The 20,960-nt window shown below is 51.5% G+C and carries 19 protein-coding genes and 1 other annotated feature; of the genes, 14 read left to right on the forward strand and 5 right to left on the reverse strand.

The annotated features are described in order from the left end of the window. The first annotated feature begins 92 nt into the window (after nt 1-92). Nucleotides 93-1,544, forward strand: coding sequence for an alpha-amylase family glycosyl hydrolase (locus KHA84_RS04320; protein ID WP_336511079.1), 1,452 nt, complete (start codon nt 93-95; stop codon nt 1,542-1,544). A gap of 48 nt (nt 1,545-1,592) precedes the next feature. Here KHA84_RS04320 and KHA84_RS04325 read toward each other — a convergent pair whose 3' ends face one another. The 3 genes from KHA84_RS04325 to KHA84_RS04335 are packed head-to-tail and all read right to left on the reverse strand — an operon-like array spanning nt 1,593 to nt 4,642. Further along, the gene (locus KHA84_RS04325) at nt 1,593-2,930 is read right to left on the reverse strand and encodes a CoA-disulfide reductase (RefSeq protein WP_213422301.1); all 1,338 of its coding nucleotides are present in this window, start codon (nt 2,928-2,930) and stop codon (nt 1,593-1,595) included. 20 nt (nt 2,931-2,950) lie between these two features. Then, nucleotides 2,951-3,805, reverse strand: a complete 855-nt coding sequence (locus KHA84_RS04330; RefSeq protein ID WP_213422302.1) for a DegV family protein — start codon at nt 3,803-3,805, stop codon at nt 2,951-2,953. Nucleotides 3,806-3,817: 12 nt separating this feature from the next. Further along, nucleotides 3,818-4,642 carry a Cof-type HAD-IIB family hydrolase gene (locus tag KHA84_RS04335; RefSeq protein WP_213422303.1) on the reverse strand — a complete coding sequence of 275 codons (825 nt, stop codon included), beginning with the start codon at nt 4,640-4,642 and terminating at the stop codon, nt 3,818-3,820. A 145-nt stretch (nt 4,643-4,787) separates the two neighbouring features. On the opposite strand from KHA84_RS04335, the gene KHA84_RS04340 reads away from it, so the two are divergent. The 3 genes from KHA84_RS04340 to KHA84_RS04350 all read left to right on the forward strand — a co-directional run bounded on the left by KHA84_RS04340 (nt 4,788) and on the right by KHA84_RS04350 (nt 8,216). After that, nucleotides 4,788-5,564, forward strand: coding sequence for a prolyl oligopeptidase family serine peptidase (locus KHA84_RS04340; protein WP_213422304.1), 777 nt, complete (start codon nt 4,788-4,790; stop codon nt 5,562-5,564). Between the two features lie 37 nt (nt 5,565-5,601). Then, on the forward strand, nt 5,602-5,910 hold the full coding sequence (locus KHA84_RS04345) for a metal-sulfur cluster assembly factor (RefSeq protein WP_213422417.1): 309 nt from the start codon (nt 5,602-5,604) through the stop codon (nt 5,908-5,910). Between the two features lie 170 nt (nt 5,911-6,080). Beyond that, nucleotides 6,081-8,216 carry an ATP-dependent Clp protease ATP-binding subunit gene (locus tag KHA84_RS04350; protein ID WP_419465578.1) on the forward strand — a complete coding sequence of 712 codons (2,136 nt, stop codon included), beginning with the start codon at nt 6,081-6,083 and terminating at the stop codon, nt 8,214-8,216. Between the two features lie 54 nt (nt 8,217-8,270). On the opposite strand, the gene KHA84_RS04355 is transcribed toward KHA84_RS04350, so the two are convergent. Next, on the reverse strand, nt 8,271-8,456 hold the full coding sequence (locus KHA84_RS04355) for a YjzD family protein (protein WP_213422305.1): 186 nt from the start codon (nt 8,454-8,456) through the stop codon (nt 8,271-8,273). Between the two features lie 183 nt (nt 8,457-8,639). Here KHA84_RS04355 and KHA84_RS04360 point away from each other — a divergent pair, with 183 nt between their 5' ends. The 8 genes from KHA84_RS04360 (at nt 8,640) to KHA84_RS04395 (ending at nt 17,362) form a co-directional block, all read left to right on the forward strand. Continuing rightward, nucleotides 8,640-9,572, forward strand: coding sequence for a beta-ketoacyl-ACP synthase III (locus KHA84_RS04360; RefSeq protein WP_213422306.1), 933 nt, complete (start codon nt 8,640-8,642; stop codon nt 9,570-9,572). A 73-nt stretch (nt 9,573-9,645) separates the two neighbouring features. Then, nucleotides 9,646-10,890, forward strand: a complete 1,245-nt coding sequence (gene fabF / locus KHA84_RS04365; protein ID WP_213422307.1) for a beta-ketoacyl-ACP synthase II — start codon at nt 9,646-9,648, stop codon at nt 10,888-10,890. A gap of 290 nt (nt 10,891-11,180) precedes the next feature. Further along, nucleotides 11,181-12,212 (forward strand): ABC transporter ATP-binding protein, encoded by a 1,032-nt coding sequence (locus KHA84_RS04370; RefSeq protein WP_213422308.1) that lies wholly within the window; start codon nt 11,181-11,183, stop codon nt 12,210-12,212. After that, the gene (locus tag KHA84_RS04375) at nt 12,209-13,216 is read left to right on the forward strand and encodes an ABC transporter ATP-binding protein (RefSeq protein ID WP_213422309.1); all 1,008 of its coding nucleotides are present in this window, start codon (nt 12,209-12,211) and stop codon (nt 13,214-13,216) included. Before KHA84_RS04370 ends, KHA84_RS04375 begins: the two co-directional genes overlap by 4 nt. Nucleotides 13,217-13,252: 36 nt before the next feature. Then, the gene (opp4A, locus tag KHA84_RS04380) at nt 13,253-14,992 is read left to right on the forward strand and encodes an oligopeptide ABC transporter substrate-binding protein (RefSeq protein ID WP_213422310.1); all 1,740 of its coding nucleotides are present in this window, start codon (nt 13,253-13,255) and stop codon (nt 14,990-14,992) included. A gap of 151 nt (nt 14,993-15,143) precedes the next feature. Then, nucleotides 15,144-16,109: an oligopeptide ABC transporter permease gene (opp4B, locus tag KHA84_RS04385; protein ID WP_213422311.1), complete on the forward strand. Its 966-nt coding sequence runs from the start codon at nt 15,144-15,146 to the stop codon at nt 16,107-16,109. Nucleotides 16,110-16,124: 15 nt separating this feature from the next. Then, nucleotides 16,125-17,042: an oligopeptide ABC transporter permease gene (opp4C, locus tag KHA84_RS04390; RefSeq protein WP_213422312.1), complete on the forward strand. Its 918-nt coding sequence runs from the start codon at nt 16,125-16,127 to the stop codon at nt 17,040-17,042. 95 nt (nt 17,043-17,137) lie between these two features. After that, nucleotides 17,138-17,362 carry a hypothetical protein gene (locus tag KHA84_RS04395; protein ID WP_213422313.1) on the forward strand — a complete coding sequence of 75 codons (225 nt, stop codon included), beginning with the start codon at nt 17,138-17,140 and terminating at the stop codon, nt 17,360-17,362. Here KHA84_RS04395 and trpS read toward each other — a convergent pair. Next, the gene (gene trpS / locus KHA84_RS04400) at nt 17,307-18,299 is read right to left on the reverse strand and encodes a tryptophan--tRNA ligase (protein WP_213422314.1); all 993 of its coding nucleotides are present in this window, start codon (nt 18,297-18,299) and stop codon (nt 17,307-17,309) included. The genes KHA84_RS04395 and trpS overlap by 56 nt on opposite strands. Before the next feature lie 46 nt (nt 18,300-18,345). Further along, nucleotides 18,346-18,555: a binding site (T-box leader), on the reverse strand. Between the two features lie 135 nt (nt 18,556-18,690). On the opposite strand from trpS, the gene KHA84_RS04405 reads away from it, so the two are divergent. Together KHA84_RS04405 and spxA are read left to right on the forward strand one after the other, a co-directional pair. After that, the gene (locus KHA84_RS04405; RefSeq protein WP_213422315.1) at nt 18,691-19,887 is read left to right on the forward strand and encodes a putative glycoside hydrolase; all 1,197 of its coding nucleotides are present in this window, start codon (nt 18,691-18,693) and stop codon (nt 19,885-19,887) included. A gap of 436 nt (nt 19,888-20,323) precedes the next feature. Beyond that, nucleotides 20,324-20,722 carry a transcriptional regulator SpxA gene (spxA, locus tag KHA84_RS04410; protein ID WP_008296836.1) on the forward strand — a complete coding sequence of 133 codons (399 nt, stop codon included), beginning with the start codon at nt 20,324-20,326 and terminating at the stop codon, nt 20,720-20,722. Nucleotides 20,723-20,960 lie beyond the last annotated feature (238 nt).

Consider the following 20,960-nt stretch of genomic DNA (forward strand, 5'->3'; position numbering starts at 1 on the left):
ACGGGTTTTCATCTTCCGGTTTTCCAAACGGGTCGCCGGGTCTTGTATGGAATGATAAAATAACGGTTGATGGAACAAGGAGTGACGATAACGTGTTCAAGAAAACAGTTGCCGCAATCGGTGCGGCTTTATTGTTCGGGTCCGCCGCGCTGCCGGCAGTCTCTGCGGAGGATCGGACGGCCCTGGATGAAAGCATTTATGATACCCTCGTCGACCGGTTCTACAACGGGTCGACAAAAAATGACCAAGGGGCCAACCCGACCGATAACTCCGGGTTTAACGGTGGTGACTTTGCCGGCCTCCAGGATAAGTTGAAGTATATCCAAGACATGGGATTCACGGCTGTTTCGATTGGCCCTATTTTTGAGACGGCCACTTATGACGGCAGTGCCGTTCTCAGCTACAGCACCATTGAAGACCGCTTCGGGACGGACGACGAGCTGATGGATATGATTTTGGCTTATCACAAAGCCGATATGGCAGTCTTTGCGGACTTCCCGCTGGGCGATGTCAGTCCGGATCATGAGTGGGCAGATCAGGAGGGATGGGCCGTTCTTTCTGAAGACGGTGAATCAATTAACTGGGACCTCGGCAATCAAGACGTGCAGGACGCGCTGATTGACGCGGCCGTTTCGTTTGCAGATAAGACAGGGGTCGATGGCATCCGGCTGACAAACTTCGGCGATGCCGACACAGCGTTTATTGACAGGATGATCGCTGAGCTTAAAAAAGCATCCCCTGAGCTGACGGTATTCTCGGATGCACCGTCCGAAGCTGAGTTCGATATGAGTTATGATCAGGATGTCATGGAAGCGCTCCGGTCGGCATTCGCCGAAATGGACCCTGATTCTTCCGGTATCAACAAACTTGAACTGACGGACCCTCCGACCATGCTGGCTTTCGACGACCTGAACACCGTCAGGTTCACGACTGAAATGGTGGACAGGAACATGTTCCCCCCGACGCGTTGGAAGGTTGCAGCAACCGCACTCTTTACGCTGCCAGGCGTGCCGGTGATGACTTACGGCTCCGAAATTGCGGTAACGGGCAAGGAAGCCCCCGGAACGCACCCGCTCCACAACTTCAAGACCGATGAGGAACTGAAGGAATACATTGCCGATGTGAACAGCATCCGGAACCAATCCGAAGCGCTGCGCACAGGCGATTTCAAGCTCTTGCACAACGAGGATGGCCTGCTTGCATATGAGCGATCCAATCAAGAAGAGACATGGGTCATCGTAGTCAACAACACAAGTGAAACACAGCGTGTCGACCTGACAGAAGAGGATATCGGGGAAGGGAAAAGGCTGCGGGCGCTGATCGACAATAACCTGGTCAGCCAGGCGGACAGCGGTGAATACCGGCTTGTCCTTGACAGGGAAACCGCCGACCTGTTCATCGTCGAAGAAGACACCGGCCTCAATATTCCTTATATCATTGCCGCAATCCTCGTCTACACCACGTTCATCGGATTCATTTACATGGTCTGGAGAAAAGGGAAACAGCGGGCCCAAGACGGGAAAGCAGGGAAGCCAAAAGCATAATTTAATGAACGAGACCGCCATCCGATTTGGAAGGCGGTCTCGTTTTTATTATTTTCCTGATCTCATCGCCCGATACCCGATCATATTGATGGGGTCTTTAGGCGATCCGTAAGGAGGGGCATACGCTGTTTCAATGGCGGACAAGTCATCGACGGTGAGGCCGCCGCGGATTGCAGTTGCAATCACATCGATTCGTTTGTCAGCCCCTTTTTCACCGACTGCCTGCGCGCCGTAGATGGCACGCGTGTCCGGATCATAGTGGACTTTCAGGACTAGCTTGCCGCTGTCGGGGTAGTAGCCGGCGTTCGACCGGCTTTTGTGGACAACAGTTTCATAATTCAAGCCTTCTTTTTTAAGCATCTTCTCAGTCATGCCGGTCATTCCTGCAGTGAGGTCAAACAGTTTTGTGATTGATGTGCCGAGCAGCCCGTCCATTTCCGTGTCGCCGCCCGCCAGATGGTTGGCAACGATGAAAGCGGCACGGTGTGCAGGCCAGGAAAGCGGAACGCGTTTCGGCTTGCCGGTAAACCAGTCCCGGCCCTCCGCCGCGTCTCCGATTGCGTAGATGTCCGGATCGCTCGTCCTCATGAACGTATCAGTTGCGATTCCCCCGGTCGGCCCGATCTCAAGCCCGGCCTCCTTGGCAAGAAAGGTATTCGGCTCAAGGCCGACGGCGGTCGCAATGAAGTCCGCTTCCATTTCAGTGCCGTCATCGAGCGTGACAGTCCTGCCCTCGATCATTTTAAGCTCTCGCCCAAGGTGGAGAGTGACGCCATTACGCTTCATTTCTTCTGCGAGCAGTTCAGACATGTCCTCATCTCCGATCGGCATGACATGGTCATTATGCTCGATCAGGGCGGTCTGGATGCCCCGGTGACGGAAGTTTTCGGCGAGTTCCACACCGATGAACCCGCCGCCGATGACCACACAGGAGGCCGGCTGCTGTTCGTCAAGGAAGGTCCCGAACTGCCCCAGATCGCCAAAGTGGCGGAGCGTAAACAGCGGAATGCCGGGTTTTCCCGGCACGGATGGTTTGCGAGCCCGCCCACCGGGAGAAAGGATGAGCTTGTCGTACGGCAGAATTTCCGTTTTGCCAGTTTCCATATTGCAGATGTGTACTTTTTTAGCGGCCCGGTCGATCTTTGTGGCTTCGTGAAGGAGGCGCACATCAATGGACTTTTTTTCTTCGAAACCTTCCGGAGTGGCATGGACGAGGTCATCCGGGCTGTCGATCAACCCGCCAAGCACATAGGGCATCCCGCATGTGGCAAATCCGAGTTCCGTATCTTTTCCGATCAGCGTGATATGGGCATCCGGCAAAAAGCGGCGGATTTGAGAAGAAACGGTCGCCCCTCCGGCGACCGCTCCGATGACGACGATTTTCATGCTATCATCCTTTCTGGATTTTATTCCGGATCGGGACCGAAGAAAAACAGGGCGATCGTACCCGGCCCGGCATGCGCACCGATCGCGGAGCCAATCTGATAGATACCGACCGACTCGGGCCCGATAGTTTCCTCAATCATCCTTTTCAGGACAAGCGCCGCTTCTTCGTCATCACCGTGGCTGATGGCCACATGCTGGCCGGAAAAGCTGTCGCCGCGTTCTTCCATGAGACTAATCATGCGCTGGAACACCTTTTTGCGCCCCCGATATTTTTCGATTGGCACGAGTTTGCCATCTTCTACATGCAGAAGCGGCTTGATGTTCAGTAAACCGCCGATAAACGCGCTTGCCTTGGACAGTCTGCCACCCTTGGCCAGGTAATCAAGGTCTTCCACGGTGAACAGGTGGACGACCCGGTCCGCTAAAATACGGATGGCTTCCGCAATTTCATCACGGCTCTTGCCGGCATTACGCATCTGAACGGCTGCCTGAACGAGCAATCCCTGGCCGAGCGAAGCGCCTTTCGTATCGATAACGACCAGATCAAGTCCCGGATGGTCTTCCAGCACCTGGTCCCGGATGACGACGCTTGTGCTGTATGTACCGGAAAGTTCGGAGGAGAAAGCGATGTACAGGCCGTCTTCACCGGACTTGGCAAGCTCTTCCCACTTTTTCGTGAACAGTTCCGGTGATACTTGGGATGTTTTGGGGCGCTCTCCGTTCCGGATTCTCCTGAATATGGTGGAAGAATCAATTTCGGATATGTCATCATATGTGTCTCCGCCGATTTCCACGCGGAGCGGAAGGAGGGTCACATCATGCCCTTCAAAGAATGACATCGGCAGATCGGATCCGCTGTCTGTGAACAGTTTCATCATTCTTCCTCCTTAAATCTTGCTTTCCAGTTTCAGATTCAGGCGCTCCTCGAGGACAGTGGCGATGCCGTCCTCATTGTTCGTTCCGGTCACTTCATCTGCAATGGACTTTAGCCCATTGATGGCATTGCCCATTGCAACGCCCGTGCCGGCATACTCGATCATTTCATAGTCATTGTCCTCATCTCCAAAAGCGATGATCCGCTCCTGTGGAATATTCAGCCATTCGGAGACTTTTGAAATTCCGACTGCCTTATTGAGGCCGTGCCGGATCACTTCAATGACATGCCATGGTGCTCCCCATCGGCGGTGGTCGATGACTTCCGCATGGACTTCCGCCAGGTGCCGGCGAATGTTTTCCTGGTCCTCCAATTCGGGGTGGATCAGCAGACTCGTCGGATTGTCGTTCAAATACGAGCGAAGGTCGCCGATCGTCACCGACGGATCTCCCATCGTGAATATGTTCAGAAGTTTTTCGTCATGGCGGTGAATATAGACGTCATCCATCACTTCTGCAACGACATTATGCACACTGAAATCCTGCAGTGCTTCGACAACATCGCTTACGACAGGCAGGCTGATCGGTTCATGGAACGTTTTCCAGCTCCGGTCCTTCGGGTGATGGACAAAAGCCCCGTTGAAGTTGACGATTGGAACCTCCAGATCCAGTTGCCTGTAGTAAGGCTCACTGGCGCGGTAAGGACGTCCCGTTGCAATCATGACCTGGTGGCCGGCCTCTCTGGCAGCCTTAAGAGTCTGCTCGGTTTTTTCAGTAATGACCTTTTCATCGGTCAGCAATGTGCCGTCCAGGTCGAGTACGATCAGATGCTGTTTCATGTTCGATAACCCCCTTAAGACTGAGTTTAGACCCCACGGGGAGGCCAAGTCAAAAATAGCCTCTGGTGAGAGCAGATGCCGCGTTCCGTTTTTGTTTTCCCGTTCTATCTGATACGATGAAAAGAAAAAATAGGAAGTGCTGCACATGAACATCAGAGAAGAGCGATGGGCGGGCATTCCGCTCTTGCATATATACCCCGAAACGGGCGGGGAATCCTCCCCGATCGCCATTTTCCTCCACGGATTTACAAGTGCCAAAGAACACAATTTGCATTACGCATACAATATGGCCAAACGGGGACTCCGTGTCATCCTTCCAGAAGCTCATCTTCATGGTGAAAGGGAGGAAGGGCTCGATGAGGTCCAATTGAGCCTTCGGTTCTGGGAAATCGTCCTGACGACCATAGAAGAAGTTGGTACACTCAAGGAAGAGATTGTTCGCCGATTCCCGGATGCCGGAAAAATCGGACTTGCAGGTACATCGATGGGCGGCATCGAGACGCTCGGCTGCCTGAAGGCCTACGGATGGGTTGAATGTGCTGCGGTCATGATGGGGACACCGGGTTACGTCAATCTCGCCAAAGCACAGATGGCCCAGTACGAGTCGAGAGGTTTTGAAATCCCGCTGACAGCGGAAGAACGGCGCAAGCTTCTCGACACGCTCGCAACATTCGATATGACCAAGGATCGCAGGGCACTTGACGGAAGGCCGGTTTATTTCTGGCACGGCGAACAGGATGAAACCGTACCATTCAAGCCGACGAAGAATTTCGTAGAAGCAATCCGGGAAGATTATCAGGATGAGCCGGAAAAACTGAAATACCGCTTTGAACGCCAGGCCGGACATGCCGTCTCCAGGACAGGCATGTTGGAATGCGCGGACTGGCTTGCAACTCATTTGAATGATGATGCTGCGGTCTGATATGATGGAGGCAGCAAAGAACGGAAGGGGAATCATGATGGATCAGGAGATGAAAGACAGCCTTATGGGCGCGCTGGAGAACGTGATCGACCCCGAGCTAGGCATCGATATCGTGAACCTTGGACTTGTCTATGACGTGGATATGGATGAGGCCGGCAAGGTGGATGTGACGATGACACTTACATCAATGGGTTGCCCGATGGGCCCGATGATCGTCGATAACATCAAGCGTGAATTGGCCGAACTTCCTGAGGTCAAGGAAACAGAGGTCAACATCGTCTGGAGCCCGCCATGGTCAAAAGACATGATGTCGCGCTACGCGAAAATTGCTTTGGGCGTTCGATAATCAATAAACAGCAACAATCCGCCGCACTGGCCAGTTATAGCCGGTGCGGCTTTTTCTGTGTTCAGGCGGCCGTTTCACTTTACCTCGAAAAGGGAAAACATTATAATGAGTATAGTCAAATTAGGTCAAAGTCAATTAAAGTCAATGTAAGGTGCGGGGTGAAGCAAAAAATGCAAATGAACATGCAAGAGGAAGATCAGCGCAGTCCGCTTGAAAGATATGGACGCAATCTCGTCGATGAAGTAAAGGCCGGGAAAATGGACCCGATCATCGGACGGGACCAGGAAATTCGTGATGTGGTCAGGATCCTTTCCCGGAAGACAAAAAATAACCCTGTTCTTATCGGGGAGCCTGGTGTAGGGAAAACGGCGATCGTGGAGGGGCTTGCCCAGCGCATCGTGAAAAAGGACGTACCGGAAGGGCTCAAGGGCCGCCAGCTATATGAGCTGGATATGAGTTCCCTGATTGCCGGCGCCAAATATCGCGGTGAATTCGAGGAGCGGATGAAAGCAGTTCTGAAGCAGGTCAAGGAAAGCGACGGGGAGATCATCCTGTTTATCGACGAGCTTCATACGATTGTCGGTGCAGGCCGGACGGAAGGCTCGATGGATGCCGGCAACATGCTGAAACCGATGCTGGCACGCGGTGAACTCCACCTGATCGGCGCGACAACGCTCGATGAGTATCGGCTCTACATCGAGAAGGATGCAGCACTTGAGCGCCGTTTCCAGCAGGTGCTTGTCCAGGAACCGGACGTGGAAGATACCATTTCGATTCTCCGGGGCCTGAAGGAGCGCTTTGAACTTCATCATGGCGTGAGAATCCATGACCGGGCACTGGTGGCTGCGGCTTCGCTTTCCGACCGTTATATTACGGAGCGGTTCCTGCCTGACAAGGCGATCGACCTTGTCGACGAGGCGAGTGCGATGATCCGGACCGAAATCGATTCGATGCCGCAAGAGCTTGACGAAGTGACCCGGCGAATTATGCAGCTGGAAATCGAAGAGCAGGCGCTGGTGATGGAAAAGGATGACCGGAGCCAGGCGCGCCTGGAAGATATCCGTGCAGAGTTGAACGAACTCAGGACTTCGACAGAGGACATGCGAGAGCAATGGGAAAGAGAGAAAGAGGTCATTCGTGCGGTCCAGGCGAAGCGGGAAGAGCTCGACCGGTACCGCCGCGAACTCGAAGACGCGGAAAACCGCTATGACCTGAACCGGGCGGCGGAACTGCGCCATGGCCGCATCCCTCAGGCGGAGAAGGAACTGCAAGAGCTGGAGGCCCCGCTCACGGCTTCCGAGAACCGCCTTCTCCGCGAGGAAGTGACAGAGGAGGAAATCGCCGATATCGTAGCCCGCTGGACGGGCATACCGGTCTCGAAACTCGTGGAAGGGGAGCGGGAAAAGCTGCTCAGGCTCCATGAAACGCTCGAAAAGCGGGTAATCGGGCAGGAAGACGCGGTCCGGCTTGTAACCGAAGCCATCTGGCGTGCCAGGGCGGGCATCAAGGATCCGCATCGCCCAATCGGCTCTTTCCTGTTCCTCGGCCCGACCGGTGTCGGCAAAACAGAGCTTGCCAAGACGATTGCGGCAACGCTGTTTGATTCGGAGGACCACTTTATCCGGATCGATATGTCAGAGTACATGGAGAAGCACTCCGTCTCGCGCCTTGTCGGTGCCCCTCCAGGATATGTCGGATTCGAAGAAGGCGGCCAGCTGACGGAAGCTGTCAGGAGAAACCCATATGCCGTTGTGCTTCTTGACGAAATCGAGAAAGCTCATCCGGATGTTTCAAACATTCTCCTCCAGGCGCTTGACGACGGACGGATAACGGACAGTCAGGGAAGGAACGTCGACTTCTCCAACACCATTATCATCATGACGTCGAATATCGGTTCCTCCCTGCTTCTCCAAATGGAGGGGATTGAGGACCATGCGATTGAAGACGTTGTGATGGCGGAGCTGAAAAAACACTTTAAGCCGGAACTGATCAACCGGATGGATGATATTGTCATCTTCAACTCCCTGAAAAGTGATGATTTCCTGAAAATCGCCCGGAAGATGATGAGCGACCTCGCAGAGCGGGTCGCCACACAGGGAATCCGTCTCGAGTATGGCGATGGAATTGCTGAATGGATCGTTGAAGAAGGAACAGACGCCGAGTTCGGCGCGCGTCCGCTCAAGCGTTTTATCCAGCGCCATGTCGAGACGGCAGTTGCGCACGGTCTGATCCAGGGCGGATTCCGGGAAGGCGATACGATCCGGGCAGTGCTTAAAGACGGAAAGATCAGCATCGAACAGACATGAAGCATCCACAAAATAAAGAAAACCGTTCCCCATCACAGGGAACGGTTTTTTGTTTCACTCGTAGTCCGGCAGCGGCTCTTCCGGCAGGATGGCCGACATGATGAAGAGGATGACCGCGGCTACGACGGAAACGATGGCTCCGAGGCCAAAATCGAAAGGCACGGCGTTGACGGAGCTGACCACATAATTCAGGGTCGTGAAGAGAAGAAACGACCAGATGAACGTAAAGATAAATTGCATTAGGTTTCACCTCTGAGCGGAAATATCCGAATTCATCATAACATAGTGGACCCACATTGCAAAAGCGGCCATTCCGCATATTTCTCCAAAAAGAGATGCGGCAGGCAAGTTGTCAAAGAACGTTCATGTGTGTTAAATTAAGACCAGGTATTAATAGAAGATGATAAGAAAAGGGGTTGCAATATGGGCGTTGGGATGATCGGAATCGGGAAATATGTCCCGGAACAGGTGGTCACAAATGGAGATCTGGAGAAACGCCTGGATACATCCGACGAATGGATCCGCACGAGAACAGGTATCGAGGAACGGCGAATCGCTTCGGACAGTGAGGATACATCGGAGCTTGCATTCCGCGCAGCAGAAGCTGCACTGAATGATGCAGGAATCACTGCTGAGCAGCTCGGACTCATCATCGTGGCGACCGTCACTCCGGACCGGCCATTTCCGAGCGTTGCCACACAGATCCAGGAGCGTCTGGGTGCGAAAAATGCGGGTGCGATGGACCAGTCCGCCGCATGCGCGGGATTTATGTACAGTGTCGTGACCGCGCAGCAGTTTGTCCAAAATGGTTGCTATGATTATATTTTGGTTGTCGGCGTGGAAAAGCTTTCGAAGATCACCGATTGGGAAGACCGTAACACCGCCGTCCTGTTTGGCGATGGTGCAGGCGCTGCTGTCATCGGTAAGGTCGGCGAAGGCCGCGGAATCCTGTCATTTGAACTTGGTGCAGATGGATCAGGTGGAAAACACCTCTACCAAGACGAATATATCAAGATGAACGGCAGGGAAGTATTCAAGTTCGCTGTCCGTCAGATGGGCGACTCGGCTGTCTCTGTCTTGAATAAGGCAGGTCTTTCGAAGGAAGATGCCGATTACCTGATTCCGCACCAGGCCAATATCCGGATCATGGAGGCGGCACGCGAGCGTCTCGGTCTTCCGCCAGAGAAAATGTCGAAACGGATTCACAATTACGGCAACACCTCCTCCGCCTCCATCCCGATCGCCCTTTGCGATGAAGTCAGTGAAGGGAATATAAATGACGATGACGTGATCGTCCTTGTCGGATTTGGCGGTGGCCTCACCTGGGGCGCGCTGGCCATCCGATGGGGCCGCTGAGAAACACATCCAGTCCTGAAAGGCAGGACATCACAGATATTAAACCATTCACACAGAAGGAAGGGAAACACAGATGAACAAGCGGCGAGTCGTAGTTACAGGAGTCGGAGCGGTCAGCCCGCTCGGCAATGACACCAAGACAACCTGGGAGGGTATCAAGGAAGGGAAATCGGGCATCGGCCTGATGACACGGCTGGACAGGGAGCAGTTCCCTGCCAAGGTAGCAGCTGAAGTGAAAGATTTTGACATCGAACAGTACGTTCCGAAAAAGGAAGCGCGAAAGATGGACCGTTTCACCCATTATGCGCTTGCAGCGGCCTTAGAGGCAATGGAGGATGCAGGGCTCCCGCGCCGTCTTGAAGAAGAAGATGCGCTGCGGACCGGTGTATGGATCGGCTCGGGAATCGGCGGTATGGAGACCCATGAACAGCAGTTCAAAACGTTCCAGGAGAGGGGCTACCGCCGGGTAAGTCCGTTCTTCGTGCCGATGATGATCCCGGACATGGCTGCCGGACAGGTTTCAATCTACACCAATGCGAAAGGCATCAACTCCTGCACCGTGACAGCCTGCGCATCCGGTGCCAATTCGATCGGAGATGCATTCGAAGCGATTCTTCGCGGTGATGCGGACATGATGATCACTGGAGGGGCGGAAGCGCCGATTACAACGATGGCTGTAGCGGGATTCTGTGCCAATACCGCACTTTCGACAAACCCGGATCCGGAGACGGCATCCCGCCCGTTTGACGCGGACCGCGACGGTTTTGTCATTGGAGAGGGAGCAGGCATTCTGATTCTTGAGGAATACGAACGTGCAAAGGCGCGGGGAGCAAAAATTTATGCGGAGGTCATCGGGTATGGCTCGACAGGAGACGCACACCATATCACAGCGCCTGCACCTGAAGGCGAAGGCGCGGCCCGGGCGATGAGCCAGGCCATCTCAAAAGCCGGCATCAGCCCCGAAGAGGTCGGCTACATCAATGCCCACGGCACAAGCACGCCCTACAATGACCAATTTGAAACTCAGGCTGTCAAATCGGTGTTCGGAGAGCATGCCTACAATTTGGCCATGAGCTCCACGAAATCGATGACAGGCCACTTGCTCGGCGCAGCGGGTGGGATAGAAGCGGTGTTCACTGCACTTGCCCTGCACGAAGGAATCCTTCCGCCGACTACGAATTATAAGACGGCCGATCCGGAATGTGATCTTGATTACGTCACGGAGGGTGCGAGAAAGCAGGTCATCCGATATGCCATGAGCAACTCTCTCGGCTTCGGAGGTCATAACGTTTCTCTTCTTTTCAAAAAAGCTGAATGATAATTTAGTCGTAAAGCCCCGATCTCTTAAAGTGAGATTGGGGCTTTTTGCGAGAAATAGAAAGAGAATATAATAGTAAAATAGGAGTGAACACAAAAATTATCTGAGTATAACTATGTTGAGCGATTAGTCGAAACCCTTGCTATTATTGAGTTTTCCAAGAAAATGAACTGTTTGAATTGTATAATGGTTACAGGAAATTCAAAAAACAGCTTGCGGATGTAATCTATTTGTAATAAAATTTAGCAAGAGCAAAAATAACAGAAAAATAGAAAACTTGAGGTGTACCCATGACATCCAAACCAAAAACACCTGCGCAGACACCTCTTCTTGAGGTACGCAATCTCCAAACCGGCTTTAAGATTGATAAAAAATATTATAACGCTGTTGAAGGGGTATCCTTTACTGTCGATCGCAAACAGATTGTCGGCATTGTCGGGGAATCTGGATGCGGGAAAAGCGTTATGTCCCTTTCCATCATGCATCTGCTTCCTAAAGGAATCGGCAAAGTCCGTGGAGGGGAGATTCTGTTTGAAGGCACGGATATCGTCGGATACAACGAAAAAAAGATGAACAACATCCGCGGGAAGGATATATCCATGATTTTCCAAGAACCGATGACTTCCCTCAACCCGGTATTCACGATCGGCTACCAAATTTCCGAGGTGCTTCTGAATCACCAAAGTATTACCAAGAACGAAGCACGCGCGAAAGCGGTTACATTACTGAAAAATGTAGGAATTCCGCGTGCTGAAAGTATTGTCGATGAATACCCGCACCAGCTTTCCGGTGGTATGCGGCAACGTGTGATGATCGCCATGGCGATTGCCTGCCAGCCGAAGCTGCTGATCGCGGACGAACCGACAACAGCATTGGACGTGACTGTCCAAGCACAGATCTTGGATCTGCTAAAAAATATCCAGGAAGTAAATGACATGTCAATCATGCTCATCACTCACGACCTCGGTGTTGTGGCGGAAATCTGTGATGTCGTACTCGTCATGTATGCGGGGAAAATCGTGGAAAGGGCGACTGTTGAGGATCTGTTCGAAAACCCTCAGCATCCTTACACTCAGCTTCTTATGGAAGCCATCCCGAAAATGGAAGAGGAAAAGGAGCGCCTGGCTACGATCGAAGGTCTCGTCCCGTCTGTCAAGGACATGCCGGAAGTAGGGTGCAGGTTTGCGAACCGATGCCCGAAAGTGATGCCGGAGTGCATGCAGATCACGCCTCGTCTAGAGGATACTAAAGGCGGGCATGAAGTGGCCTGCCTGCTGTATGAAGAAAGCTGGCCGAAAGAAGAAAGAGTAGGTGCACGATGACAACAAAAGAATTTGCAGAAAAAGGGAAACCGCGGCAAGAGCGCGAAAACCTCCTTGAGGTCAAAAACCTTAAAACATATTATCCGATCCACGGCGGCTTTTTCAAGCGCGTCGTCGGTAATGTAAAAGCTGTAGACGACATCTCCTTTACCATAAAAAAGGGGGAAACGATGGGCCTCGTCGGAGAGTCCGGCTGCGGGAAATCCACGACCGGACGGACAATTCTCCGCCTGATCAAGCCGACGGGAGGCCAAATCATCTTCGACGGTGAAGATATCACGAGAATCAGCGGATCCAAGCTCCGGAAAGCCCGCCAGGATTTCCAAATGGTTTTCCAGGATCCATACGCATCTCTCAATCCAATGCAGATGGTCGGCGACATCATATCTGAACCGATCAAGAACTTTGAGAGTCGTGACAAAAAAGAGCTTGAAGAATTCGTCAAGTCCCTGCTGGTCCGGGTCGGCCTTCCGGAAGCAGCCTATTACAAATATGCCCATGAATTCTCCGGCGGCCAGCGCCAGAGAATCGGCATCGCCCGGGCACTGGCCCTCAACCCGAAACTCATCATTGCCGATGAGCCGGTTTCCGCACTGGACGTTTCCGTCCAGTCCCAAGTCCTGAACCTACTAAAAGATCTTCAGGAAGAGTTCGACCTCACGTATCTGTTCATCGCCCACGACCTCAGCGTCGTCAAGCACATGAGCGATACGATCGGAGTCATGTATTTGGGCAATCTCGTCGAGGTTGCTTCAAATAAAGATCTTTACAGTGAGCCGCTGCACCCTTATACGCAGGCGCTGATCTCCGCAATTCCTGAACCAGATCCGAAGTTGCGGAAAGAGCGGATTGTGCTGCAGGGGGATGTGCCGAGTCCCGCGAACCCGCCGACGGGCTGCCCGTTCCATACGCGCTGCCCGATGGCACAGGAAATCTGTTCGCAGGAAAAGCCTCCATTAAAGGAGGTGAGACCGGGGCATCACGTTGCGTGTGTACTGTACTGATCACAAAATATCCATGAAAATGGGGGGGAATGAAGCATGAAACGCAAATCCATGCTCTGGCTGTTCGCCATGATCCTCGTCCTTTCCGCGTTCCTTGCGGCTTGTGGCGGCGGCGGCAGCGACGATGCGTCCGATTCTGATTCGGGCGAAAGCAAAGACGGAGAAAAAGCAACCGAAGAACAAGCCGGCGAGCCCCAACAGGGCGGAACGCTCACATACGCACTCGATGCTGTTCCGGAAGGCCTTTACAACTGGGCATTCTACGGAATTGCAACAGATGCGGAAATCATTGAGCTGTTCGATGAGAGCCTGATCGAGTATGACGAAAACCTTGAGCCGATTCCGCACATTGCTACTTGGGAGACTGAAGATAACCAGCACTTTACCTTCAAGTTCAAGGAAGGCGTCAAATGGCACAACGGTGAAGAGCTCACTGTAAATGACTGGGTATTTGCTCTTGAAACACTGGCTGATCCCGACTATGACGGCACACGATACACCAACGTTCAAACTGTACAAGGCGCTCCTGAGTACCGTGATGGGAAAGCGGATAGCATTTCCGGTTTGAATGTCATTGATGATTACACGATTGAAATCACTTTTGATGAGCCACGCGTTAACAACCTGGTTAACCTCTGGTCGTACCCGATGCCTGAAAAAGCATTTGAAGGCATCCCGGTTGCAGAGATGTCTGCATCAGATGTTGTTCGTACGAAGCCGGTCGGCCTCGGACCATTTAAGGTTGAAAATATTGTTCCTGGTGAATCTGTTGAACTCGTTAAAAACGAAGACTATTGGAACGGTGATGTCAATCTGGATAAAATTATCGTTCGGATCATTGACAACACTGCGACAGTGGGAGCTCTGCAGAACGGTGATGTCGACATGATCGCCATCCAGCCGGTATCTGGTCCGGAAGTAGAGAAATTGGACAATGTCGAAATTGTTACAGCACCTGGACTATCTTACTATTATGTTGGCTTCAAGCTTGGCAAATATGACGCCGATAAGCGTGAAATCGTTGAAGAGGTTCCAAAATACCAAGATGTGAATCTGCGAAAAGCAATGGCTCACGCAATCAACCGTGAAGAATGGATTGACGCCTTCTTCTTCGGCTACGGCAAGCCTGTAAATAAGCCGGTTCCATCTGCACATTGGATTGCAGCAGATGACAGTGAAGTAGAAGTCTACGACTATGATCCTGAAAAGGCTAAAGAACTTCTGGACGAAGCTGGTTACGTTGATAAAGATGGCGACGGCTTCCGTGAAGACCCGAATGGCGAGAAATTTGAAGTTAAATTCTCTCACTATGCAACAGGCAACCCAACATTTGAGTCACGTGCAAAAGCTCTCACTCAATACTGGGAAGAAGTCGGTCTCAAATCCAAGCTGGAAATGGTCGAAGTAAATCTGTACTATGACATGGTTGAAAAGGACGATTCCTCCATTGAAACATTCTTTGGTGGCTGGGGCACTGGTACTGATCCAGATCCATCAGGTCTTTGGAAAGCTGATGAAATCTGGAACTACCCGCGTTACAACAATCCAGAATCTGATGCCCTCCTTGAAAAGGCGCTGAGCGTCGAAGAGGTCGGCGATGACAAAGAAAAGCGGAAACAAATTTATGCTGAATGGCAGAAGAAAGTCACTGAGGACGTTCCGATGATCTTCATTGCAGAACTTGATGAGATCTATGCGAAATCCGACAAAGTTGGCGGTTTCGAGTTGGATGTCTCTGGACACAACAGCCCGGCTGAATGGTACCTGAACGAGTGATTTATTGACCTGTCAGCGGCGGGCGGGATGCCCGTCCGCCGCTGATATTTTTATGCTCTTAAACACGGTAAGACGTATTTAAGACAATTAAAATATCTCTTACCGTGTTTGAGAGAAACAACGAAGAGAGACAGAAGAAGGGGAGTACCGTATGCTTAAATATGCGTTGCGCCGAATACTTGGCATGATTCCAATGCTATTCCTTGTATCAATAGTGGTGTTCTTCCTTGCGAAGGCTATGCCAGGAGATTCATTGAGCGGCGAGATTGATCCGTTAAACACAAATCCTGAATATATTGCAGAGATGAGAGAAAAATTAGGTTACAATGATCCTGTTCATATTCAGTATTTTCGATGGGTGACAGACTTTATGCAAGGAGACTTCGGGAAGTCGACACGTTACAAAATCCCGGTATCCGAACTAATTGGAGAGAAATTGCCGAATACGCTCTTCTTGTCATTGACCTCATTATTGATCACGTATGTTCTGGCATTTGCGATGGGGATGTATTCGGGAAGAAAACCGTATACGCTCGGGGATAATCTGATTTTCGGATTTAATTACGCGGGTATTGCAATCCCTTCGTTTGTTGCAGGTGTTTTTGCCATTTATTTCTTCGCCTTTCAATTGAATTGGTTCCCGTTTGCTGGATCGGTTGATATCGAGATTGATAAGGGCACAATCGAATACTGGATGAGCAAAATTCATCATGTCATGCTGCCAGCATTTGTTCTCGGAATGTTTAGTACTGCCTCCTATACACAGTTTCTTCGTAATGATCTAATTGAGAATTCCAGGAAGGACTTTGTCCGTACGGCGATGGCAAAGGGCACGCCGATCAAAAAAATCTATAATGTCCATATTTTGAGAAACTCTATTATTCCACTTATCACATTTCTTGGATTTGATATCGCGGCACTTGTCAGCGGGGCGATCATCACCGAAAAAATCTTCACCTACCCGGGGATCGGCCTTCTGTTCCTTGACTCCGTAACTAATCGCGATTACCCGACTGTCATGGCCATCACGATGATGCTGTCTGCAATGGTACTGGTCGGCAACCTGATCGCTGATGTTCTCTACGGAATTGTCGATCCACGGATTCGCTTAGGTTAAGGAGGAAGCAACATCATGACAACCAATGCAGCAACAGGGGCGGTCAAGCGTCCTGAAAAAAGCTTATCTCCTTGGGCAATTGCCAGGAGGAAGTTTTTGAGAAACAAAATGGCGATGGCCAGCTCCGTGTTCCTGATCCTGGTGATCATCCTCACTTTGCTGGCACCATTCCTGGCTCCGTACCTGTCGCCAATTCCGGATATTACAAAAGTCAATATTAGCAAAATGAGTATCCCGCCTAACGGCGAGCATCTGTTGGGAACAGATAAAAGCGGCCGAGATGTCATGACCAGACTCCTCTATGGAGGGAGAATCTCCCTGTTAGTCGGAGCAAGTGCTACCGCAATAGTCGTCATTCTCGGGACGGTTGTTGGATCAGTTGCAGGATTTTTCGGTGGGGCGGTTGACAGTCTGCTCATGCGCTTTACCGATTTTGTCCTGAACTTTCCATTCCTTGTCTTCGTCATTGTCCTGAACACAATCCTTTTCGGTATCGTTGATGGCCTTTGGGTGCTGATTCTTGTCATTGGGCTGCTCAGCTGGGGTGGGGTCGCGCGGATTGTCCGGTCGAAGGTGCTCGCGGAGAAGGAAAATGAATACGTCCTTGCAGCCATCTCGATCGGAACGTCACCCGCAAAGATAATCATTAAACATCTGCTACCGAACGTCCTGTCTACCATCATCGTTCAGGCGACATTACTCTTTGCGAGCCTGATTGTGGCGGAGACCGGTCTGAGTTACCTTGGCTTCGGGGTTCCGGAAGAAACTCCAAGTTGGGGAAATATGCTTGCGTTTGCGAATGAACCGGATGTCCTCCAAGGCAAGCCATGGATGTGGATGCCACCGGCATTGGCGGTTACGTTTACAATTCTTTCAATAAACTTTATCGGGGAAGGCCTGAAAGACGCCCTTAACCCGAAATCGCAACGCTAATTCTCATTCGAATGCACACAAAAAGCGGATCCCTCCGAAAGAAGGGATCCGCTTTTTCATATGGTGTACAAACCCTAAAGGAAAGGACGCATCCGATGAACCGTATCTTCCTGTTCCTCGTATCGTACGGACTCTGCGTCATTACGATGTCACACCTCGTGCTGTTCCTGAATTACCGGGCATTGGGGCATTCGTGGGAAACCGTGTTCCGCTATATACTGTCCACTCCGGATTTCAAGCTGATGGTGCTGTCGCTGATCGTCCTTATTTTCTGCGTTTTCGGCCCAGCCCCATCGCGGATTCCATCCGGGAAAGAGTAGCCGAAGCGATTGCATTGGCTTTTTCAGCACCTTCGTCAAGAATCCGGTCCAGTTCCCGGGAGCCGATCAGCTCATTGTAGCGCTCCTGGATCGGTGTGAGGTGGCCGATGACGGCTTCGGCGACACCGGTCTTGAATGCACCGTAGCCGCTGCCTTCATATTTATGGACAAGCTCTTCTACAGAATGGCCTGTAAGTGAAGCTTCGATATTGAGCAGATTGCTCACACCTGGTTTGTTCTCCGCGTCATAGGCGACTTTGCCGTCTGAATCGGTTACAGCGCTCTTGATCTTTTTCTCGATCTGTTTCGGCTCATCGAGAAGGGAGATGAGTGCTTTTTTGTTGGTGTCGGATTTGCTCATCTTCTTGAGCGGGTCTTGCAGGGACTTGATGCGGGCCCCGTGCTGCGGCAGCCGGATATCCGGAACAGTGAGCGTATCCCCGTAACGCTTGTTGAAGCGCTCAGCCAGATCGCGCGTCAGTTCCACGTGCTGCTTCTGGTCGTCGCCGACCGGCACGATGTCCGAGTCATAGAGCAGGATATCCGCCGCCATCAGAGGTGGGTAGGTGAGAAGGGCAGAGGAGACCGCCTCCCGCCCTTCTGACTTGTCTTTGAACTGAGTCATGCGCTCGAGTTCCCCGATATAGGAAATGCACTGCATGATCCATCCTGCCTGGGCATGTGCCGGGACCTCTGACTGGATGAACAGCGTGGCCTTTTCGGGGTCGATGCCTGCCGCGATATAGGTTGCCGCAAGCCGGCGGATCGCCTCACTAAGGTCATCGGGATCCTGAGGCATTGTGATCGCATGCTGGTCGACAATGCTGAAGACGCAGTCATACTCATGCTGAAGTTCCGTGAACTGGCGGAATGCGCCGATGTAGTTGCCGAGTGTGACGGTTCCCGTCGGCTGCACACCTGAAAAAATCCGTTTCATCCGTAAAAACCTCCTGAAATAAAAAAATCACCATGCCATCCCGATAAAAAGGGACGGATGATGTTCAATCAGCCGCGGTACCACCCGCATTGCCCGAAGGCCGCTCTAACCCTTAACGCGGGCGCACGGGACCGGCTACAACCATTCGCCGGTCCGGCTCAGGAGTCCATTCGGCGGGGTGGCCGTCCTGTTCTCACCATCCACAGGCTCTCTGTGCGGCGGGGCCCCGCTTACTCTTCTCCATCAAAGCTGATCATCGATTTTCCACTATTATATATTCGGTCCGGAGAAGATGCAACTGACCTGTCACGAATGTTCTTGAAATTCCTTCCTTCCGGATAACAGAGCTGATAGAATAAGAGACACATAAAGAGAAAAGGGAGTTTTTTGCATGAAACTAAAATGGGTAGGCGCACTGGCTCTTGCGGTTTCAATGGCAGCCGCTCCGTCAGTGGCAGCGGAGAGCCCCGCAGAAGATTTCAAAGGGCTCTCCTATGAATATGGGAAAATCGATGCCGACATGGTGGCTTCGTCAAAGCTGTACAGGTTTGATTCCGGACTTCATTTTGAATATCCCGATGCAGTAAGAGGACTTTATGTAACCGGGCATTCAGCCGGAGGGGAAAAGTTCGGACGGCTCGTGAATCTCATCGATCAATCGGACCTGAACGCCATGGTCATCGACATCAAAGAGGACCATGGATATCTGACCTATGAACCGGCAGATGACTCCCCTCTCCGGGAGATGGGAATCGGCCAACCATACATAAAAGATCCGAGAGCCATGCTGGAAAAGCTTGAGGAAAAGCAGATCTATCCGATAGCCAGGGTTGTCGTATTCAAAGACACCGCACTAGCCGAAAAGCGTCCCGATCTCTCCTACACAAGCGGGGGCAAGGTCTGGAAAAATGGCAGGAAAGAAGCGTTTGTGAGCCCGTTCATGAAGGAAGTCTGGGACTACAATGTGGAGATTGCAATCGAAGCGGCCAAGATGGGGTTCAAAGAGATTCAGTTTGACTACGTTCGCTTCCCGGAAGGATTTGAGACAAGGGCGGATAGCCTGCAATACAGCTTCGGAGATTACGAGAATTCGGAGTTGGACCCGATTCAGAGGCGGGTCCAGGCTGTCACGGATTTTGTCGCCTATGCGAGAGAGCAGCTTAAGCCGTACGATGTGGAAGTCTCCGTAGACATCTTCGGTTACTCAGCCACCTTGCCTGAGGCCCCGGGCATCGGCCAGAACTTCTCGAAAATCTCGGAAAACGTGGATGTGATCTCTTCGATGATCTATCCGAGCCACTGGACTTCATATTTCGGCATTTCTAAGCCGGACCTTGAACCATATCGTCTGGTAGCCGAGTATGCGAAGGTCGAGAACGAAAAGTTGGCAGCACTCGAAAATCCGCCGGTATCACGCCCTTGGCTGCAGGACTTCACTGCCAGCTATCTGGGCAGCGGGAATTATAAGCGATACGGAAAGGCGGAAGTGGAGGCGCAGATCAAAGCCCTCAATGATGCAGGGATTGATGAGTTCCTCCTTTGGAACGCGACGAACAACTATTCGGAAGGCGTGGACTACACGCCATGAGCCTCAAGGGCACACACCAATTTTTTTCCGGTGTGTGCCATTTTTCGTTTAACCTCCATCCAAATGGGAAATAGTACAAATAAAGCGGAACTTATTTCTTGCCGGGACGTACTAATAAATAGGATGGAAAGGCAGGTCCCGCTGAGTCTCTTATTTTCAGTCAGTGAAGATTAATTGAGAATGAATTGTTCATCTGTGTTTGTGCCTATTCCGGAATGGGTATAACAGCTCTGAAGCAAACATCTGCTCGATTCCTTCAACAAATGTAGCGAAGAAGTGAAGGTTTGTGGCTAATTGAAAACTTTTTTCAAAACGGTGTATCGCTAAGGTCAAAAATGGTGTATAATAAAGACATCACATTAATAATTAGAATGATTTTAATCAGATAAATTCAACGAGACTCCAACTTCCTACTCTTGAAAGGACGTGTTTGTGGATGAGCGTGACCCTATTTACATCTCCCAGCTGTACTTCTTGCCGGAAAGCGAAAGCATGGCTGGAAGAACATGAAATCCCATATACGGAACGGAATATTTTTTCCGAATCCCTGACAATCGATGAAATCAAGCAGATTCTTCGCATGACGGAGGACGGGACGGACGAGATCATCTCGACCCGTTCGAAAATCTTCCAGAAGCTCGACGTCGATTTGGAGAGCCTGCCTCTCCATGAGCTTTACGAACTGATCCAGGAACACCCGGGCCTTCTCAGAAGGCCGATCATCCTGGACGACAAACGACTGCAGGTCGGTTATAACGAGGATGAGATCAGGCGATTCCTTCCGCGCAAGGTAAGGGCATATCAGCTCCTCGAAGCGCAACGGATGGTCAACTGAGGACAAACATGACTGACAGGGATGTTCCGCATGACCTGTCAGTCTTTTTCGTTTTTTTCTCTTGCTTTCCTGCATCCTGTCCCATACAATGCTAATACTACAAGCAGCCGTTCCGACTGGACACGCCTTTCCAGATTTGACGGTGACGGCATATACTGACAGCAGGACACTTGCCATCGGCGGAATGCATTGTCACACCCGGTTTACGGAGAATACCGTCGGAAGGGAGAGGTGTAAA

This window comes from Bhargavaea massiliensis (genome assembly GCF_018390575.1).
GTDB classification, from domain to species: Bacteria; Bacillota; Bacilli; order Bacillales_A; family Planococcaceae; genus Bhargavaea; species Bhargavaea massiliensis.

What these genes read in the sequence shown, in the direction of transcription:
- KHA84_RS04325 (WP_213422301.1), bottom strand. Translation starts at nt 2,930, where the DNA reads ATGAAAATCGTCGTCATCGGAGCGGTCGCCGGAGGGGCGACCGTTTCT.
- KHA84_RS04330 (WP_213422302.1), bottom strand. Translation starts at nt 3,805, where the DNA reads ATGAAACTGTTCACAGACAGCGGATCCGATCTGCCGATGTCATTCTTT.
- KHA84_RS04335 (WP_213422303.1), bottom strand. Translation starts at nt 4,642, where the DNA reads ATGAAACAGCATCTGATCGTACTCGACCTGGACGGCACATTGCTGACC.
- KHA84_RS04340 (WP_213422304.1), top strand. Translation starts at nt 4,788, where the DNA reads ATGAACATCAGAGAAGAGCGATGGGCGGGCATTCCGCTCTTGCATATA.
- KHA84_RS04345 (WP_213422417.1), top strand. Translation starts at nt 5,602, where the DNA reads ATGGATCAGGAGATGAAAGACAGCCTTATGGGCGCGCTGGAGAACGTG.
- KHA84_RS04350 (WP_419465578.1), top strand. Translation starts at nt 6,081, where the DNA reads ATGCAAATGAACATGCAAGAGGAAGATCAGCGCAGTCCGCTTGAAAGA.
- KHA84_RS04355 (WP_213422305.1), bottom strand. Translation starts at nt 8,456, where the DNA reads ATGCAATTTATCTTTACGTTCATCTGGTCGTTTCTTCTCTTCACGACC.
- KHA84_RS04360 (WP_213422306.1), top strand. Translation starts at nt 8,640, where the DNA reads ATGGGCGTTGGGATGATCGGAATCGGGAAATATGTCCCGGAACAGGTG.
- fabF (WP_213422307.1), top strand. Translation starts at nt 9,646, where the DNA reads ATGAACAAGCGGCGAGTCGTAGTTACAGGAGTCGGAGCGGTCAGCCCG.
- KHA84_RS04370 (WP_213422308.1), top strand. Translation starts at nt 11,181, where the DNA reads ATGACATCCAAACCAAAAACACCTGCGCAGACACCTCTTCTTGAGGTA.
- KHA84_RS04375 (WP_213422309.1), top strand. Translation starts at nt 12,209, where the DNA reads ATGACAACAAAAGAATTTGCAGAAAAAGGGAAACCGCGGCAAGAGCGC.
- opp4A (WP_213422310.1), top strand. Translation starts at nt 13,253, where the DNA reads ATGAAACGCAAATCCATGCTCTGGCTGTTCGCCATGATCCTCGTCCTT.
- opp4B (WP_213422311.1), top strand. Translation starts at nt 15,144, where the DNA reads ATGCTTAAATATGCGTTGCGCCGAATACTTGGCATGATTCCAATGCTA.
- opp4C (WP_213422312.1), top strand. Translation starts at nt 16,125, where the DNA reads ATGACAACCAATGCAGCAACAGGGGCGGTCAAGCGTCCTGAAAAAAGC.
- KHA84_RS04395 (WP_213422313.1), top strand. Translation starts at nt 17,138, where the DNA reads ATGAACCGTATCTTCCTGTTCCTCGTATCGTACGGACTCTGCGTCATT.
- trpS (WP_213422314.1), bottom strand. Translation starts at nt 18,299, where the DNA reads ATGAAACGGATTTTTTCAGGTGTGCAGCCGACGGGAACCGTCACACTC.
- KHA84_RS04405 (WP_213422315.1), top strand. Translation starts at nt 18,691, where the DNA reads ATGAAACTAAAATGGGTAGGCGCACTGGCTCTTGCGGTTTCAATGGCA.
- spxA (WP_008296836.1), top strand. Translation starts at nt 20,324, where the DNA reads ATGAGCGTGACCCTATTTACATCTCCCAGCTGTACTTCTTGCCGGAAA.